At 44.4% G+C, this 18,105-nt stretch carries 17 protein-coding genes; 5 read left to right on the forward strand and 12 right to left on the reverse strand.

All coding sequences use genetic code 11. The features are described 5' to 3' along the window. Positions 1 to 37: 37 nt before the first annotated feature. Positions 38 to 688, forward strand: coding sequence for a DUF1836 domain-containing protein (locus M72_RS13385; protein ID WP_022046009.1), 651 nt, complete (start codon positions 38 to 40; stop codon positions 686 to 688). Positions 689 to 746: 58 nt separating this feature from the next. On the opposite strand, the gene M72_RS13390 is transcribed toward M72_RS13385, so the two are convergent. Next, positions 747 to 1,052, reverse strand: coding sequence for a YerC/YecD family TrpR-related protein (locus M72_RS13390; RefSeq protein ID WP_022046008.1), 306 nt, complete (start codon positions 1,050 to 1,052; stop codon positions 747 to 749). 147 nt (positions 1,053 to 1,199) lie between these two features. On the opposite strand from M72_RS13390, the gene M72_RS13395 reads away from it, so the two are divergent. Continuing rightward, positions 1,200 to 2,093: a CPBP family intramembrane glutamic endopeptidase gene (locus M72_RS13395; RefSeq protein ID WP_022046007.1), complete on the forward strand. Its 894-nt coding sequence runs from the start codon at positions 1,200 to 1,202 to the stop codon at positions 2,091 to 2,093. Here the strand turns inward: M72_RS13395 and M72_RS13400 are convergent. Continuing rightward, positions 2,047 to 2,490: a hypothetical protein gene (locus tag M72_RS13400; protein WP_055068579.1), complete on the reverse strand. Its 444-nt coding sequence runs from the start codon at positions 2,488 to 2,490 to the stop codon at positions 2,047 to 2,049. The two genes, M72_RS13395 and M72_RS13400, sit on opposite strands and share 47 nt — an antisense overlap. A 120-nt stretch (positions 2,491 to 2,610) precedes the next feature. On the opposite strand from M72_RS13400, the gene asnA reads away from it, so the two are divergent. Further along, complete coding sequence (asnA, locus tag M72_RS13405; RefSeq protein WP_022046005.1) at positions 2,611 to 3,621, forward strand: aspartate--ammonia ligase; 1,011 nt, start codon at positions 2,611 to 2,613, stop codon at positions 3,619 to 3,621. Positions 3,622 to 3,722: 101 nt separating this feature from the next. Here asnA and M72_RS13410 read toward each other — a convergent pair whose 3' ends face one another. The 5 genes from M72_RS13410 to M72_RS13430 all read right to left on the reverse strand — a co-directional run bounded on the left by M72_RS13410 (position 3,723) and on the right by M72_RS13430 (position 9,119). After that, positions 3,723 to 4,442 (reverse strand): response regulator transcription factor, encoded by a 720-nt coding sequence (locus tag M72_RS13410; protein ID WP_055068580.1) that lies wholly within the window; start codon positions 4,440 to 4,442, stop codon positions 3,723 to 3,725. Next, positions 4,439 to 5,500 carry a sensor histidine kinase gene (locus M72_RS13415; RefSeq protein ID WP_055068581.1) on the reverse strand — a complete coding sequence of 354 codons (1,062 nt, stop codon included), beginning with the start codon at positions 5,498 to 5,500 and terminating at the stop codon, positions 4,439 to 4,441. The genes M72_RS13410 and M72_RS13415 overlap by 4 nt, the downstream gene beginning before the upstream one ends. An 87-nt stretch (positions 5,501 to 5,587) precedes the next feature. Further along, positions 5,588 to 7,498 (reverse strand): NAD(+) synthase, encoded by a 1,911-nt coding sequence (locus M72_RS13420; RefSeq protein WP_055068582.1) that lies wholly within the window; start codon positions 7,496 to 7,498, stop codon positions 5,588 to 5,590. Continuing rightward, entirely contained in the window at positions 7,495 to 8,364 is an 870-nt protein-coding gene (gene hslO, locus M72_RS13425) for an Hsp33 family molecular chaperone HslO (protein WP_055068583.1), read from the reverse strand. The genes M72_RS13420 and hslO overlap by 4 nt, the downstream gene beginning before the upstream one ends. 14 nt (positions 8,365 to 8,378) lie before the next feature. After that, positions 8,379 to 9,119 (reverse strand): class I SAM-dependent DNA methyltransferase, encoded by a 741-nt coding sequence (locus M72_RS13430; RefSeq protein ID WP_055068584.1) that lies wholly within the window; start codon positions 9,117 to 9,119, stop codon positions 8,379 to 8,381. Between the two features lie 190 nt (positions 9,120 to 9,309). On the opposite strand from M72_RS13430, the gene M72_RS13435 reads away from it, so the two are divergent. Next, positions 9,310 to 10,281 carry a DUF6709 family protein gene (locus M72_RS13435; RefSeq protein WP_243242746.1) on the forward strand — a complete coding sequence of 324 codons (972 nt, stop codon included), beginning with the start codon at positions 9,310 to 9,312 and terminating at the stop codon, positions 10,279 to 10,281. Here the strand turns inward: M72_RS13435 and M72_RS13440 are convergent. From M72_RS13440 to M72_RS13450, 3 genes are read right to left on the reverse strand one after another with little or no spacing between them, the layout of a single operon-like run. After that, positions 10,278 to 12,974, reverse strand: a complete 2,697-nt coding sequence (locus tag M72_RS13440; protein WP_055068586.1) for an ATP-binding response regulator — start codon at positions 12,972 to 12,974, stop codon at positions 10,278 to 10,280. The genes M72_RS13435 and M72_RS13440 overlap by 4 nt on opposite strands. Before the next feature lie 7 nt (positions 12,975 to 12,981). Then, positions 12,982 to 14,421 carry an HD domain-containing phosphohydrolase gene (locus M72_RS13445; protein WP_055068587.1) on the reverse strand — a complete coding sequence of 480 codons (1,440 nt, stop codon included), beginning with the start codon at positions 14,419 to 14,421 and terminating at the stop codon, positions 12,982 to 12,984. Between the two features lie 24 nt (positions 14,422 to 14,445). After that, positions 14,446 to 15,408 carry an MraY family glycosyltransferase gene (locus M72_RS13450; protein ID WP_055068588.1) on the reverse strand — a complete coding sequence of 321 codons (963 nt, stop codon included), beginning with the start codon at positions 15,406 to 15,408 and terminating at the stop codon, positions 14,446 to 14,448. A gap of 160 nt (positions 15,409 to 15,568) precedes the next feature. Here M72_RS13450 and M72_RS13455 point away from each other — a divergent pair, with 160 nt between their 5' ends. Beyond that, on the forward strand, positions 15,569 to 16,540 hold the full coding sequence (locus M72_RS13455) for an aldolase catalytic domain-containing protein (protein WP_022045995.1): 972 nt from the start codon (positions 15,569 to 15,571) through the stop codon (positions 16,538 to 16,540). Positions 16,541 to 16,603: 63 nt separating this feature from the next. Here the strand turns inward: M72_RS13455 and fliB are convergent, their stop codons facing one another. Continuing rightward, positions 16,604 to 17,773, reverse strand: a complete 1,170-nt coding sequence (gene fliB, locus M72_RS13460) for a flagellin lysine-N-methylase (protein ID WP_055068589.1) — start codon at positions 17,771 to 17,773, stop codon at positions 16,604 to 16,606. Next, positions 17,770 to 18,090 (reverse strand): hypothetical protein, encoded by a 321-nt coding sequence (locus M72_RS13465; RefSeq protein WP_022045993.1) that lies wholly within the window; start codon positions 18,088 to 18,090, stop codon positions 17,770 to 17,772. Before M72_RS13465 ends, fliB begins: the two co-directional genes overlap by 4 nt. Positions 18,091 to 18,105 lie beyond the last annotated feature (15 nt).

An 18,105-nucleotide genomic window follows, 5' to 3' on the forward strand; every position in this document is an offset into this window, starting at 1 on the left:
GTTTTTATTACTATATAATGTGATATGAGGTGAAAATATGGACAACGAAGTAAAAGAATTTCTTGCTGCACTGCAGAAGAAACTGGTTTCAATCGATTACATCAAAACGGAAGACATTCCAAATATCGGTTTATATATGGATCAGGTCACGACCTTTATGGACGAGCAGTTAGAAGCCTGCAAACGCTATGAAGATGATAAAATTCTGACCAAAACAATGATCAACAATTATGCCAAAAACAATCTGCTCCCTGCCCCGGAGAAGAAAAAATATTCCAAGGAGCATGTGCTGACCCTGTTATTCATTTACTATTTTAAGAATCTGCTCAGCATCAACGACATCCAGTCCCTGTTAAATCCCCTGACGGAACATTATTTTGGCAACAAAGCCGGATTTAATATGGAAGATGTCTATAACGAGGTTTTTAATTTAGAGAGCACCGAGTCCGAGAAATTATTAAAAGATCTCGGAAAAAAATATGCACTCTCCCGTGAGACGTTCCGGAAATTTCCGGAAAATGATCAGGAATTTCTGCAGAATTTCAGTTTTATCTGTCTGCTCAGCTACGACGTATACATCAAAAAGATGATTATCGAAAGTGTTATCGACAATATCAACAGTCAAAACAGTAAAACAAATAAAAAAGAGAATTCCAAAAAGGAATCCTCCAAAAAAGACACCGTTTAATCCAAACGGATGATTGTATTTTCAGGCACAGATGCAGATACGCATCCGTGCCTTTTTTCTATTCCTGTTCCGGATGTTTCTGTGACAGACGGCTGAATACCATCTCATATCCGTCATTTCCATAGTTCAAAGAACGATTGACACGGCTGATCGTCGCTGTAGACGCCCCCGTCTTTTCCGCAATATCAAGGTATGTCTTCTGATCCCGCAGCATTCCCGCCACTTCAAATCGCTGTGATAAAGAAAGCAATTCATTGACCGTACACACATCCTCAAAAAATGTATAACATTCCTCTCTGTTCTGCAGACATAAAATTGCATCAAACAGATGATCTACTGCCTCTGTTTTAAGTTTCTTGCTCATTATGCTCCCTCTTTCCTTCCAAAAATCATGTCTGTATTTTATCATATTAAAGTTTTAAAGTAAACAGATTTCTTGCATTACCCCATTGTTATGCTATAATGTTTAGTACAGTTTACCAAACACGAAAACGAATGGAGAATCTATGATATGAAAAAGATCGGTTATTTTTTTTCCGGCTTTCTGCCAATTTTAACAACAACAGCTGCACAGATACTGGCCTCTTTTTTTATGTTCGGAATCGCAGCTCTGTTTCTGTGTCCGGCCTCCCAGAGCACAGGCTTTGATGCCGATACCATCGAAACACTTCTGACCAATACGGAGTTTAATGCATGCATCATGCTGATTTATACCGTAACCTGCATCGTATTCATGGGAATATGGTATTATCGCTCCTGTGGGGGCAATTATCTTCCAAAACCATCCCTCACGTTTCATCCTCTGCAGTTTTTATCCATCATTCTTCTGATTCCCGGCATGCAGTTCTTTTCCGGTTATCTGACTTCTGCGGTATCTCTTCTTTTCCCGAACTGGCTCAGCCAGTACGAAAAACTCATGGAAACCGCAGGCTTAGACTCCGACATCGGACTGTTCATGTTTATCTATGCCGTAATTCTCGGTCCTGTCTGTGAAGAACTAGTTTTCCGCGGCGTCACCATGCGTCTGGTCCGACGGGCACTTCCGTTCTGGGCTGCCAACCTGATGCAGGCGGTTCTCTTCGGAATCTTTCACATGAACTGGATTCAGGGAATTTATGCATTTGTTCTCGGTCTTGTACTGGGATGGATCTGTGAAAAAGGAGGAAGCATCTATTTCTCAATGTTCTTCCACATCCTGTTCAACTTCTGGGGAACCATCATCGGACCGCTACTGAACAATCTCAAAGAAACGGATCTTCTGGGAATTATCATCTTTCTCTTTACGATTGTTTCTCTCGTTTTGGGCTTTTCCTTATTCCGCCTGGGAACGAAATGGCGCGATCAGAAAGCGGCGCGCCTTATGGCTGCCCCTGATCATGATGATCATTTCGAAGCAGCTGAATGATCCGGTACTCATAAAACACGGTGATCACAAGGATAGCGGCAATCACCAGCAGACTGTACGCGTCCTTGAGTTCGATCCCGATCACATCTCCCACACACGGAACCATCAGACCGATGATAAACACCAGTTTTACCAGCCGGATCATCCGGATGGAATATTTACGCACCTTTCCCACACACACCTCTTTCGGAAGCCGGTTTATTTTTTCCGGCTGACAGCTTACCAGGCTGAGTCCCACATAGATCAGAACAACTCCTGCAATGTTACAGATAAATTTATATGGCGCAACTTTATAGACAATCCCATAATAGATCTGCAGTCCGATATAGACAATTCCAAGGATCATTCCTATCGCCTCCGCAAAAATTGCCGGAACGGTTAAATCTTCTTTTTTCATCTGCTTTTCTCCATTTCATTCTGTAAAATCATATCCTAATTCTAACACCTTTTTGACTTGAATTCCATAGTTCATGTGCTATAATGAAACACAGAGTAACAATATAACAAAGGAGATCTCATGGAAAATCTTATTTTACCAAAACAATACAAATCAGAACTGAATCTTCATGACACACAGCTTGCCATCAAGACAGTCAAAGATTTCTTTCAGGCACTGCTGGCGCAGAGACTGCATCTGACACGTGTTTCTGCTCCTCTTTTTGTAGACCCGGCAACCGGTCTTAATGATAACTTAAACGGTTATGAGCGCCCGGTTACTTTCGGTATTAAGGAGCAGGACGATAAAAATGCCGAAGTTGTCCATTCTCTCGCAAAATGGAAACGTTACGCCCTGAAAAAATACGGATTTCAGGTCGGAGAAGGCATCTACACGGATATGAATGCCATCCGCCGCGATGAAAGTACGGACAACATTCATTCTATTTTCGTAGATCAGTGGGACTGGGAAAAAATCATTCATAAAGAAGACCGTAATCTGGACTATTTAAAAGAGACCGTTCGTACCGTATATAAGTGTCTTCGCAAAACAGAACAGTATATGGCCATCCAGTATGATTACATTGATCTGATCCTTCCAAAGGAAATTTTCTTTATCACCTCCCAGGAACTGGAGGATCTGTTCCCGGACAACACACCGAAGGAACGTGAGTATTATATTACCAAGGCAAAAGGTGCTGTATGTATCATGCAGATCGGTGACACCTTAGAGTCCGGCGAACCGCACGACGGACGTGCTCCGGATTACGATGACTGGGCTTTAAATGCAGATATTCTTGTTTATTATCCGGTTCTTGATATTGCACTGGAATTATCTTCGATGGGTATCCGTGTAGACAAAACTGCACTGATTTCCCAGCTTGACAAAGCCGGCTGTCCGGAACGCAAGGATCTGCCATTCCAGAAATCCATCATCGATGGAACACTTCCTTATACCATCGGCGGAGGAATTGGTCAGTCCCGTATCTGTATGTTCTTCCTTCGCAAAGCTCATATCGGCGAAGTGCAGAGTTCTCTCTGGCCGGAAGAAACAATTGCAGCCTGCGAGGAACATGGTATTCAGCTCTTATAATTTATTTTACATAATAAAATAAACAAAGCAAAAAATCAAAGAGGAAAAACGAAAAAAACGTTTTTCCTCTTTTTGTATTATCTATCTCCTCTAAATTACAACTATAAGGTTTCCTCATCCGCCTCGCACATGCGATACCCTACGCCCAGTTCATTTACAATATAATTTTTTTCTCCCGGTCTGGCTCCCAGCTTCTTACGGATATTTACCATATTGACCTGCAGTTTTTTGATGCTGCCCTCATCGTTATACCCCCAGATCTCTTTGATAATGGCTGAGTATGTCATAACCTTTCCCGCATGTTCCGACAATGCTGCAATGATATTGTACTCTGTCTGTGTCAGCTTCACTTCTTTTTTATGCAAGAAAACTCTTCTTGCATCGTAATCAATGGTCAGACCGGAGGCCTTAAATTTTCCACCCGGAAACATTCCGTTTTGCATGCGATGTGTTGTCATGCGGAGCGTAGAACGTATCCGCGCAAGAAATTCATTGGAGCCAAATGGTTTTGTAACATAATCATTGGCTCCCATATCCAAAGCCTCCACTTTATCTTTTTCATCTGACCTGGCAGAAAGCACAATCACCGGCGTCAGGGAATCTTTCCGTAACCGCTTTAAAAAAGTCATTCCGTCCTGATCCGGAAGTCCCAGATCTAAAACAACGAGATCCGGTCTGTGAGAAGCATACATCATCATTCCGTCTTCGCAGGAATATGCCGATAATGTCTGATATCCGTTTGCCTCCAGAAGTGTAGCCACCAGATTGTTAATATGTTCATCATCCTCAATAATTAAAATCTTATATTTATTTCCGTTCATGCCTGTTCCTTCTCCTCCATATCCAGATAAAACCGGAAAAGTGCACCTCCATTTTTCTTATTTTCTGCCTTGATCTTTCCACCGTGCGCTTTGATAATTGTTGCGCACACTGCCAGTCCTATTCCTGCATTGCTCCGTTTGCAATCGGAAGATACCTCATATACCTCATGACTCCCGTAAAAAACGGATTTTAATTTTTCTTCCGGAATTCCACATCCATCATCCTGTACTTCAAATACGGCTTTGTCCGCCACAAGAAATACCTTCAGTCCCAGGTGCACCATTCCCTTTGCATGCTGCACCGCGTTTTCTAAAATATTGATCAACACCTGCTGGATCAGGATGGCATCCATGGGAATTACCACAAATTCATCTGGAATATCAATTTCAACCTCCTGATCCGGATATCTTTTATGAAACTTTAAAATCACCGAATCAATCAGCTCATCCAAAACCGTAGGTGTCTTAATGATTTTTACTTTTCCACTGTCAAGTTTTGTGATCGAAAGCAGGTTCTCAACCATCCGGAAAAGCCACTGTGCATCCTGCTGGATGTCCTGCAGCATCTTTGTCCGCTGTTCCTTCGTAAAATCATTATCCGGATCAAGCAGCGCCGAGCTGGAGCCATAGATCGTGGTAAGCGGAGTCCGAAGATCATGGGAAACCGCACGGAATATGTCTGCACGAATTTTTTCTTTTTCTCTCTCTGCTTCGAGAATTTTATTATACTTTATTTTGGTGGTAAACCCACAGGTAATCAAAGCCATCAGTATAATGATCACTGCCGATGCCATATTCTCCGGTATGGAAAAATTAAAGTGAAAAAATGGAAATGTGAAAGCAAAATTCACTTCAAGAACGCTGAGAATTGCAGCTGCCACACCATACAGATACCCCGGTGTGATCACAGAAGTCAGAAAGACTCCAAAAATAGATACTGCCGGGATCAGCGCATTTTCCACAGTACTGTTTTGTATCCACAAACAGACCATAAAACACACCAGCTGAATCCCGACGGTAATGGCTATATCTCTTATGATATACAATGTTTTTTTCATCCGAATCTTCTTTCTCCTTATCTCTTGCATCCATATGTTTCATTATAGCATAATGGCGGTTAAGATTCGAATAAAAAATGTATTTTTCTAAGAAAGCGTATTCAGTTCCTCCATCCACAATGTTGCACATGCATCACTCGGCATACGCAGATCTCCTCTCGGAGAAACAGCAACAGATCCGACTTTCGGGCCGTCCGGAAGGCAGGAACGTTTAAACTGCTGCGCAAAAAATCTGCGGCAGAACGTTTTCAGCCATTTTAAAATAAATGCAGCTTCATAGGTTCCAGCAAATGCGATTTTTGCCAGACGGTAAATTTTTGCAGGGGAGAATCCCTGACGCAGCATGTAATACAGGAAGAAATCATGCAGTTCATACGGTCCTACCAGATCCTCGGTCTTCTGTGAAATTTTTCCGTCTTCCGGTGGCAGAAGTTCCGGAGAAACCGGTGTATCCAATACATCATACAGTGTATCGGAAAGCTGCTTGTCCTCACAGGTATCCGCATAATAACGCACCAGATGCCGGACCAGTGTCTTTGGCACAGAAGCATTCACGGCATACATGGACATATGATCTCCGTTGTACGTTGCCCACCCCAGTGCAAGTTCCGACAGATCTCCGGTTCCGATCACAAGCGCATTTTTTTTGTTCGCAATGTCCATCAGAATCTGCGTGCGTTCCCGCGCCTGGGAATTTTCATATGTCACATCATGCACCGAAGGGTCCTGTCCGATATCCGAAAAATGCACATTTACCGCCTGACAGATATCCACTTCCACAAATTCTGCCCCAAGGCTTTGAATCAGTTTGACAGCATTGTCATATGTGCGGTCGGTTGTCCCGAATCCCGGCATGGTGACGGCCGTAATTCCCTTATGATCCCGCCCGCACAGATCAAAGGCACGCACGGTCACCAGCAGTGCCAGCGTCGAATCCAGTCCTCCGGAAATACCTACCACAGCATTGGCTCCGGTATGTTCCAGACGTTTTTTTAGTCCCATTGCCTGAATCATCAGAATTTCATCACAACGCTTTTCCCTGTTCTGTCTGTCTGTTGGCACAAACGGTGCCGGATCAATCAACCGCGTCAGTTTTGTTTCTTCTATTTTTAAAGAGAACAGAATCTCGGTATGTGTCTGATCCTCAGTGACAAAAGTTGTCATTCTGCGGCGCTGTGCACAGAGACGTTCCACATCAATCTCCGAATACAGGATGCCATGTCCAAAACGCTTGGATTCCGCAAGAATCTGTCCGTTTTCCGCAATGATGTTGTGCCCGGAGAACACCAGATCCTGTGTAGACTCTCCCTCTCCCGCTGACGCATAAATATATGCCGCAAGAAGACGTGCAGACTGGCCACTTACCAGTTCCCTGCGGTAACTGTCTTTGCCGGTCAGTTCATTCGAAGCCGACAAATTCACCAGAACAGACGCCCCCGCCAGTGCATGGGAGATACTCGGCGGATTCGGTGTCCACAGATCCTCACACAGTTCCACACCGATTCTGAGTTTCGGCATCTGCTCACAGACAAAAAGCAGATCCCGGTCCGCAGGAACACAGCTTCCGTCCGGCAGAACCACCTCTGTCGCAAGCTCTGCTCCGGATACGAAATGTCTCGCCTCATAAAATTCATTGTAATTCGGCAGATAACTCTTCGGTACAAGTCCAAGCACTTCTCCATGGGAAAACACTGCCGCCACATTGTATAATTTTCCAAGGATTTCAAAGGGAAGTCCCACGAAAAAAATGGCGTCCAGTGAAGCACTCTCTTTTACTAATTTCATCAGCGCATCCTTTGCGCCCTGCAGCAGACGTTCCTGCAAAAACAGATCCTGACAGGTATAGCCGGTCAGACAAAGTTCCGGAAAAACTACAATCTTTGCTCCCTGCCGGGTACTTTCTTTCATCATATCCAGAATCAGTTCTGCATTGTATTTTGTATCTGCCACTTTAATTTTCGGTGTGACTGCAGCTGCTTTTACAAATCCCTGTCTCACTTTCTCAACTCCTTTAATTCCTCTACGGAAAATTCATATGCCTTGTTACAGAACTGGCACTTTACCTCGATGCTCTCCCCATCATTGATGATGTCATCGAGATCTTTTTTGCTGAGCGTTGAAAGTGCACGCGATACCCGCTCCTTAGAACAGTCACAGACAAATGCTGCCGGAATTTTGTCGGTGATTTCCAACCCGAAATCTCCGAGAATTTCTTCGAGAATTCCTTCCGGTGTCAATCCTCGCTCCAGCATCATAGTCACAGAATCGATCTCTGCAATACGCTTTTCCAGTTTTTCAATGATCTCGTCACTCGTAAACGGCATAAGCTGAATAATAAATCCGCCGGCCTGACGCACCGTGTTGTTTTTGTTCATCAGCACACCCAATCCTACCGCAGACGGAATCTGCTCGGAAGTTGCAAAATAATAGGTTAAATCTTCTGCAATCTCTCCTGTCTGCAGCTGACACTGTCCCACATATGGCTCTTTTAGTCCCATATCTTTGATGACGCTCAAAATACCGAGATCCAGCGCGCCCCCTACATTTAAATGTCCGTCTTTGTTTGGCGGAAGTTCCACAATCGGATTATTGACAAATCCCTTGACATGTCCATTGGCGTCCGCAGTAACGGTAAGTCCCCTGGCCGGACCGCTGCACTGAATCTGCAGGGTCAGAAGATCCTTTTCCCCTTTTAACATTGTTCCCATCATCGCACCGCCGGACAACAGACGTCCCAGGGCTGCCGTCATGATCGGGGACGTATTGTGATCCTGTCTGGCGGTCTCCACCAGATCCCTCGATGTAATTGCAAATGCCCGGATTGCGGCACCTGCTGCGGTTGCTCTAACAATATAATCTGCCATGTATCATTTCTCCTTTATTCTTTTCTTGTAACAAATGTGATACGCTCACTGTCGGCTTTGACCCCGGCGTCGGTGTAATCATCATACATTCCTTCACAGACCAGTCCCGCCTGCTGCAGAAAATCCACTATCTGTTCCACCTTATAATTTCTCTGATAGTGTGTTTCCGCATATCGGCGGTACAGCTCTCCCGCTTCCGGGATAAACAGTGTCAGGTCATATTCATTGATTCTGGTCTCTTCGTCATAATAATTTTCCCAGATAAAACTTCCTTCCTGCCTGCTCTCCGCAAATGTGTGATCTCCAAGAAGCTGTTCGTATTTATAGGCGGTATTCATATCAAAGATAAATACTCCACCGCTTTCCAGACAGGCGGCAACCCGCCGGAATGCATCGGAAAGTTCCTGTGGCTCAAGCACATAATTGACACAGTCACAGGTACAGCAGACTGCCCGCACACATCCATCCAGTTCGAGTGTCTGCATCTCCTGCAGCAGATAAAGAATCGGCGGATCTGTCTGCTTTTCCATGGCTTTCTGCAGCATATCCACAGAAACATCCACACCGGTCATATCATACCCACAGGCAGCCAGTCTCCGGGTCAGTTCTCCGGTTCCGCATCCCAGATCCAGCACCGGTCCGTCTGCAATTCCATGCTTTTTTAATGTCTCACAAATATATGCACACCATTCATCATAGGGCACATTATCCATAAACAGGTCGTAAACCTGCGCAAAACTCGTATACGCGTCCATTCTTTTCCTCCTGCTTTGTATCATAGTTTAGCAAGTTTTTATGGCAAAAGCAAGGTTGATTATTCTTCCCGAAACCTTTATACTGAATGCATAAGTTGAAATACAGAAAGGATTTTCCATGCCTGACAACTACGAACATTATATTTCCAAAAATATTCAGGCCTTCTATCGCAGAAGACTTTTTTCTCCAATGATATATCTGGTTTTGCTTGCAGTTCTCTGGATCGTATTTCCACTGGGTGCCATGCTGCGGCCTGCACAGCTTTCCGACAATACCAAAATTGCGGACGCCTACAAGAACCATCACCGTTATGTACGCATGACCTTCACAGATCTGAAATTCAGCGGATATACCTGTGAAACCTATGGACAGACCCGCGGATATTATTATTACACCACACAGAAAAATAATTGCAGCATCATTCTCCTTACCCCGCATACATGTGAGGAAGGACTCCCTACGATCGACCGTCTGACCGTCACCGGCCGGATCGTCAAAGGAAAAGAATCTTATCTGGCACTTTTGTCCCAGCTTTCCTCTGACCTGAACTGGACCGAAACCGGTATCCGCAATCAGCTGTCTTCGTATTATTTCAGTGAGCCTGACTATCATTTAACCACGACGCGCATTTTATTCTTCGCGTATTTCGGTTCCATGATTTATACCGTCCTGTATCTTCTGATCTGTATGGTCTATATCCGGTTCCCGGTGCTTTCCCCACCGTGCCAGAACCTGATCGTCTTCGGACATCCGGGTCAGATTCTCGCCGAGGCCGAGGAAGAACTTGCAACACTTCCACAGCTGGCAACGGAGGATATGTTTATTACCGAACATTATTTTATCATGACATCACCATATGGAAATGCCATTGTGCCTATTCAGGAGATTCTGTGGATCTATAAACATTCGACGCTCCACAAAATGCTCTGGTATCATTTCAGCATCTCTTATACCATGCATATTACCGCAAACAAACATATGTATGTAAACTGTCCGAAAAATACCAAATCCGATATTGACGGTATTATGGATTACCTGGCAGAAGCCAATCACAACATTCTGGTAGGTTTCAATGAAGAAAACCGCCTGAAAGTCCAGGCGGTTCAGGGAAAACCTTTCCATATTGAAAAATTCTATGCGTTATTGCGCCGCCGTGTCTAAAACATACAGGCTTTGCTTCCGATTTCATAATCCAGATTTTCATAGGCTTCCCTTACCACGGGAAGCCTTTCTTTTTCTTCCGGCGGTAATTCATGTTCAGAAAGTATCTTTATATTCTCCTCAATCTGTGCAATATCATAGGTATCAAATCCATACTTTAACCCTTTCCAGCACAGTCGTCGCTGCTCTTCATCCATCATGGGGAGTTTTCCCTGCCGAAGTATGTGACCACTCTCCGGTAAATCTTTGGTCTCCTGTTTTATTTCTTTCACCGTCCCCCGCAGCTGCTCTAAGAAGATATGCAGATTCCGGTTTATAAAGGCACGGTTTTCGGTCTTTGCCGCCATCTCCATAATTTCTGCCTGCTGGGCAATCTCCTCTTTTCCAATCTGGCGGCTGATCCCTTTGATTCCATGAACTTTTGTCTGAAACATATGCAGATCCCGCTGGACATATTCCGGAAGTTTCGGAAGTAAACCCTCCACCTCTTTCCAATAAGATTCCAGCGTACGGATATCCGTAGCGTTCCTCTGCCCTGTGGCTTTCGCCTTCTTTGACGCATCGACCGGATTCGGAAGTTCCCTGTATCTTACCGGAATTCCGGTTTCTAAAACCTGCCTCATCCGCTGCAGCCGGATCGGTTTCGGCATAAAATCGGTAAATCCATGCCGGATGGAACGGCTTCTCACTTCGTCAGAAATATCCGCTGTCATAAGAACAAGCGGTGCATGACTGTATCTTTGTATCTGATCCGCCGTCTCAAATCCGGACATTCCCGGCATCATCTGATCCAGAATGATCATCTGGTATTCCCGTTCTTTTACCATCTGTACAGCTTCTTCTCCTGACACCGCCAGATCCAGTATAAACTTCCATGGAGCCGCAAGTTCCTGAAAAATCACCCTGTTTGCTTCCATATCATCCACCAGAAGGACACGTGCCCGCGGATAAACCCAGTTCGGCTGTATTTCTTCAACCTGCGGATCACTCTGTTCTTTTAAAATTTCCTGTCCGATGTTTCCCGGCTCTGATATCTCAGTCGGAACCTGTTTCTGATAAAATCCAAAAGATACGCGTGTCCCTTTTCCCGGATCACTCTCTGCTCTTACCCAGCCATGCATCATTTCTACGAGCTGTCTGACAATTGACAGACCCAGGCCAAAGCCCTCTACCCCCATATCCTCGGAAAACGAGACATATTCCGCAAATACCTGTGCAAGTTTTTCCTTTGTCATTCCCACACCGGTATCTTCCACACAGCCGTCAAACCATACCTGTCCTTCTTCCATTTTACAGTGAAGCGACAGCGTGATCGTTCCCTGTTCCGTAAACTTGCAGGCATTCGATAAAATATTCTGAAAAATCTGTGCCACACGTAAATAGTCCCCGCTTACCTGCTGCGGAAACCGGTCCAGAAACTTCACGGTAAATACAATATCTTTTTCCCGGATATTTAACAGACAAAAACGGGCCTGTTCCTCGATCATCTCATAAAAATTGTATGTTTTGTCTTTGAGCGTCAACATTCCTGCTTCCAGCTTCGAATATGCAAGGATCGTATCCACCTGTTCAAGCAGATTATTTCCCGCGACACGGATATATTCAAGAATGTTTTTGCTCTCATCCGGAAGATTCTGCCTTTTTAAAATATCCGAACCTCCGATAATCGCATGCAGCGGACTGCGCAGATCATGACTGACCGCTGCCAGAAAACGGCTTTTTAAAAACGACTGTTCTTCCGCTTTCTTTTTCAGATCCTCCATCAGAACCGTTTCCTTCTTTTGCTGTGTGATGTCGAGCAGAGTAAGAATATATCCTCTCACCACATTTTCACTGCAGACCGGATGCAGCTGACACCTGCAATAACTTTCTTTCCACTGAACCACATAATCCTGATCCGGGTCTTTGCTCCAACGCATCATTTTGGTATAAAAAGGGTACTCCTGCGGATCGTCCGTCAGTTCCCGCACAATTTCCGGAAACCATCGTCTGGCACTGGCATTGGCATCCCGGTAACGCATTCTGTTGTCAAACAAAAACGTAGGAATATCACTGATATTATAAAAGTTTTCCCGGATAATGTTCGTCACATTGGATAACCTGCCCGTCATCATCAGATAAAAGACAATCAGACAGGAAATTTCAAAAGCTCCCGGCACCAGAAATTCTTCCGCTTTCGGCGTAACTGCGCGAAACAACATTGCAACTCCCGGAAGTGCCATGCCAAGATACAACATATCATTTACATGTCCCTCCCAGACAGAAACCTCGCTTTTCACTCTCACATAAGTAGCCAGCCCCAGAAGAATTCCCGTATAACAAAGCAGCGCAATCCGAAACGCATCCTGATACGTCTCGCGCTGCGCAGCACGTATAATCAACATGGAATTAAACAGCACCAGACTGCAGAACAAAATCACTTCCGTCCTGAGTTTCAGCTGGAATTTCATAAAATCACCCACATAATGAATCATAAGATACAGCATGTGAATGGCCAGTAAATCTGTCAGTATACGAAGTGTCTTTGCCTCTCCCGTAACATAATAGGTAATGCGATAAAAACTGTTCAATGCAATCAGCCCTAAAACCAACGGCAGCAGCCGGTGTTCCCTTGCGTGAAACCCGCTGCTGACATAACTTTGTAATACAAACAGTGTAAAAAAAAGACAGATCAGATGGAAAACCAGTCCCATATCCGTTTTACCTCCAACCACTAAATATCCGCTCTACTTCGGATTTGATATAAATGGCTTTATATGGCCGCACAATATATCCTGCCGCATGCAGTCTCCGACAGGTCATTACCGTATGCGCATCACACATGGCCGTGACAAACAGAACCGGTATCCTGCCCCCTGTGAGCTTGTTTGCTCTCATGGTAGTCTCGATTCCGTTCATTTCCGGCATATCAACATCCATAATGATCAGATCCGGAAACTCATTGTGTTCCAGATAATGCAATGCCTGTTTTCCGCATTTACAGAGAATGACGGTATACTCATCCTCGAGAATTCCACGCATGGCATCCAGATTAGTCTTCATATCATCTACGATCATGATTTTTTTTCTGGCAGTTTCCTGAACCATCTTCTTTCTTCCCGGCTCTTCCGAATCTGGAGAAACCGTATCAAGATATTCCGGTGGAAGAATCGTAACATTTAAGTTTTTATTTTCCATCAGATCCAGTTTGGTTCCATCCGGCATATTCAGAACCGGACGCAGATTATGCGGTCCCTTGTTTTCATAGATCAGTCCCTTACGTCCGTCCGACAGGTTTACCTCCGTCCCTCTCGGAAACAGTGGGACACGTTCCATAAACACTTCCACAACGTTTTTGTCAAACATGATGCCACAGGCTCCCATGAGATACTCTACCGCCTCATAAGGGGAATATGGTTTCTTATACGGACGTCTCGATGTCAGTGCGTCGTATACATCCGCCACATGTACAATTCTTACGGAGAGTGACTGTTCATCTCCCATCAGCCCCTGTGGGTATCCGCTTCCATCTACATTTTCATGATGAAGAAGTACCGTCTGCTTGATATGCGCCGAAATATTCCAGCGCTTCGAAAGCAGCTGGTACGAACGGGTCGAATGGGTCTTCATCAGCTGGTATTCATCCGGTGTCAGCCTGCCCGGTTTGTTTAGTATTTCCTTTGGAATGGCAAGCTTTCCCAGATCATGCAAAAGAGCCGCTGTAACCAGATAATTCAGATCGCGTTCACTCATTCCCATCCCCATACCGATCACACAGCAGAGCACAGCAACATTCACCGAATGTGCATATGTGTAATCATCGTATGAGCGCAGATCCGTCATATCCAGACACACATTTTCCCTGGACAAAAGATTCTCCACAATCTGTTGTGCAATCTCGGCACAACGGTCAATATCATTCTCCTGCACACATTTAAACCCTTCCTGGCGCAGTTTTTCCGGTATTGTTGCTTCGATGTAGATATCTTTCGACTGTTCATCCTCGATATAGATACCGCTAAATCCGTATTCGTTTAGTTTATTGATATAGGAAGCCGTCAGTTCACAGCCGCTTCCCACCATGGTACGTCCCATGGAATCATATAAATCATACGCAAGACACATTCCCGGTCTGGCATCTTCAATGGAAACAAAACGCATAAAGCCTCCAATTATAACTACAACTTAAATCATAACCAGATAAATTGCTGCAAGTGAAATTACAATCTGAATGATAGCAAAGCGAAATACCACCTGGGCATTGGACCACCCACCCTTTTTTCTTACATGGTCGTGAATCGGTGTGATGGTATTCTTTAGAATATGTATCTTTAAAAACCGAAGCAGTGAAACCTTTACCAGACCAAGACCACCGTCTGCGATAAGTACCGCAGCAACCAGCAGGTACATAAACGGGCTGTGCATCTTCAATACCGCAATGGCAATAAAAATACCCATTGCACGTGATCCGGCATCTCCCATAAGAAGCTTGCTCGGTGTTGCGTTATACCACAGATATCCCAGCAGACATACCGCAAACAGTAAAATACAGTAATTGAAAGAATCATTGACTTTTAAAATATTGTCAAGAACAAACACACTCATCAACGTGATAATGGTCAATGTTCCCGACAATCCATCCACACCATCCGAACAGTTGGTAACATTGATGGAAACCCACACCAGAATAACGGTCAGAATGGCAAATACAACCGGTGGAATCACGATGGTCGTTCCCGTAATGGCAATGGTGATCTCACTGGAATTGTAATGCAGATAGGAAATGGCTACAACGACTGCCACTGCCAGATCCAGAATTCCCTTTAAATACTCTCCCCATGGTTTTTCTGCGGCATCATCAAAGAATCCGGTGAACATTTCGATGACGATCAGCACCAGATAAATGATAATTTCCTTATTCATTTTGCCAAACAACAATGCGGAAACAACAAAAGTCAACACAAAAATAATACCCGCACCTCTTGGTTTTCCTGCGGAAAGAGCTCCATCATGTGCATACTGTCTTCCCATGTCCTTCGGCAGATATCCGTTTAATTTTGCAATTGCAATACAGGTCGCTGCAAAAGCAAATAAAACACCGATAAAAGCAACCAGTGCGTGTTCATATGTTCCTAATAAGTATATCATTTTATCCTCCTTCGGGCTTTCACCCAATTTAATTATATTAGGAGACAGGAAAAAAGTAAAGTTTTTGCTTGCATTTTTATCGAATTGTGTTATTATATACTCACACGCGTCAAAGCGTTAAAGTGTAAAAGATTCAAAGAACCACAAGGAGGAAACAAAAATGGCTCAAAAAGGAGACTTAATGACAGCACGTTCCGATATTCGTGTATTGGACGCAACCATTCGTGACGGAGGACTCGTAAACAACTTTATGTTCTCCGATGACTTTATCAACGCACTCTACCGCACCAATGTAAAGGCCGGCGTTGACTATATGGAGTTTGGTTATAAAGCTTCCAAGGAGCTGTTTGACGTAAATAAATTCGGCAAGTGGAAGTTCTGTGATGAGGAATCCATCCGTGAGATCGTTGGTGACAACAACTCCGATATGAAGATTTCCGTCATGGCAGATGTCGGACGCTGCGATTACAAAAAAGATATCATTGACAAAAAAGACAGTGTAATTGACATGGTTCGTGTGGCAACTTACGTGCACCAGATGCCTGCTGCAATCGAAATGATTGAAGATGCCAAGGCAAAGGGCTACGAGGTAACCTGTAATATCATGGCAATCTCCAATGCCAAAGAATCCGATATTGACCAGGCACTTGAAATGGTCGGTCAAAGCAGCGCCGATGGCATTTATATCGTGGACAGTTACGGTGCTCTTTACCCGGAACAGATCCGTGCGATTGCAGATAAATACACCGAACTTGGAGAAAAATACGGCAAATACATCGGTATGCATGCACACAATAACCAGCAGCTTGCCTTTGCCAACACGATCGAAGCACTCTCCCACGGTGTCAGTCTTTTAGATGCTACCATGATGTCCATGGGGCGGGGTGCCGGAAACTGTGCCATGGAACTGCTTCTGAGTTTTCTGAAAAATCCGAAATACAATGTATTCCCGGTACTCCGGTTCTTAGAAGACTATATGCTGCCGCTCAAAGAAACCGGTGCCGTATGGGGATATGATATTCCGTATCTGCTGACCGGACGTCTGAACCAGCATCCATCTGCTGCCATTGATTTTTGCAAGGACAACCGCAAGGATTACGCAGATTTCTATACCGATCTGTTAGACAAATAAAGCATAATACAAAACAGGCATCCGGGGTTCGCCAGATGCCTGTTTTATCTCTGTTATAAACGTTTAAATCTGTCTGCAAAGTGCATCCACTTTCGCAATTTCTTCCATCATACACATTTCTTTCAGATCCTGTGCATTTCCTTCGGAATGTTCCACTTCCTTTGAGAAAATACGCGCTACATCAATACGGTCAGACATTGTGAATTTGCCACCGTTTCTGTAAAAACGTGCCGCATCCATATCTCGTACCACAAGGGTTGCCATCACGATCATTTTGGCATAGGATAAAATATCATAATCATATATCGAATTCATCAGATAACGATACACAAAATAAACCAGAAGATGTTCATAGCCAAGTTCCGAATAATCCGATGATCGCATATATTCTGTCAGAAATGCCTCATAGGTATCTTTGTGATACAGCTTTTCGAATTCTTCCTTGGTGTGAACCCATTCCTCATCCAGCTCTTCCATATCGGCAAAAACCGCAAAACGTTCCTCAAAATCTTCATAAGAAAGTGCACGAACCGGCTTCTCTTTTCCCTCAATATTTTTCTGCTCCCACTCCCGAAGTTCATGACCGGCATCTTCGTATCTCCAGTCTGCCAGTACCGACATATCCTCTTTTGCCTGTGCATAATTGATCACGGTCTGTACACGGTCACACCACGCCAGAAACTCTCTCATGCGCTCCGGAATATTATGGGTACGATTCTGCAGAATATTCACCGACTCCTGCTGCACCCATTCCATGAATGCAACATATGCCGGATCGTCCTCACCGTCATCGCAATTTCCGGGCAGCTCTATATCCACCAGCTTTTCCGGTTCTGTCCGCTCAAACAGAATCCGTCCGACTTCCTCGCAGGAAAGACTCAGTGCTTTCTGCTCCACATCTCCGTAAATCAGGGAAAAACGCGGATATTCTGTACACACTTCACACAGAGCCTCTTCCCCAAGTGCTGTATAAAGATCACAGAGATTATGGTCATTGAGCATGGCACAGCGTTTCTTCCCTTTCAGCTTAAAACGGTATCCACCGCCATCATCATCCGGATCGGCCTCATACATACTTTCTTTGAGTCTTTTGCCAAATTTACCTTCCACACTGTTGTAATATGCATAGGAATCCTCATCAATGTCAATTTCCCAGCCTGCACAGCAACTGTCCTTGCAGCGGGATGCAATGCAGGAAAATTTCTCATAATATTCCGGAACCCGTAAAATCACGATGCCTGCCTCTCTTTCTCTTCTTTTTCTGCCATGTACTCTTTCTCCATAGTTTCCCAGTCCGGATCCTGTGTGCCTTTAAAGTGATTATAGGCTATATAGCCAATGCACCAGATCAATCCTGCCATCGTTGTTGAAAAAAGTATTTTGACAACACATACCGCAAGCAGTGTGATATTCAGGTCCCCTGCCAGAAAAGAAACTGCCAGAGTATGAAGCGGAAGCACAAGCATCTTCCACAACCCGTAATATGCTGCTGCAATCACACCGATTGTATAACAGACAAATCCCAACAATGCATTAATATGCTTTTTCATATGTATCCATCCTCG

It is taken from the genome of Roseburia faecis (genome assembly GCF_001406815.1).
In the GTDB taxonomy this organism is placed as follows: Bacteria; Bacillota; Clostridia; order Lachnospirales; family Lachnospiraceae; genus Roseburia; species Roseburia faecis.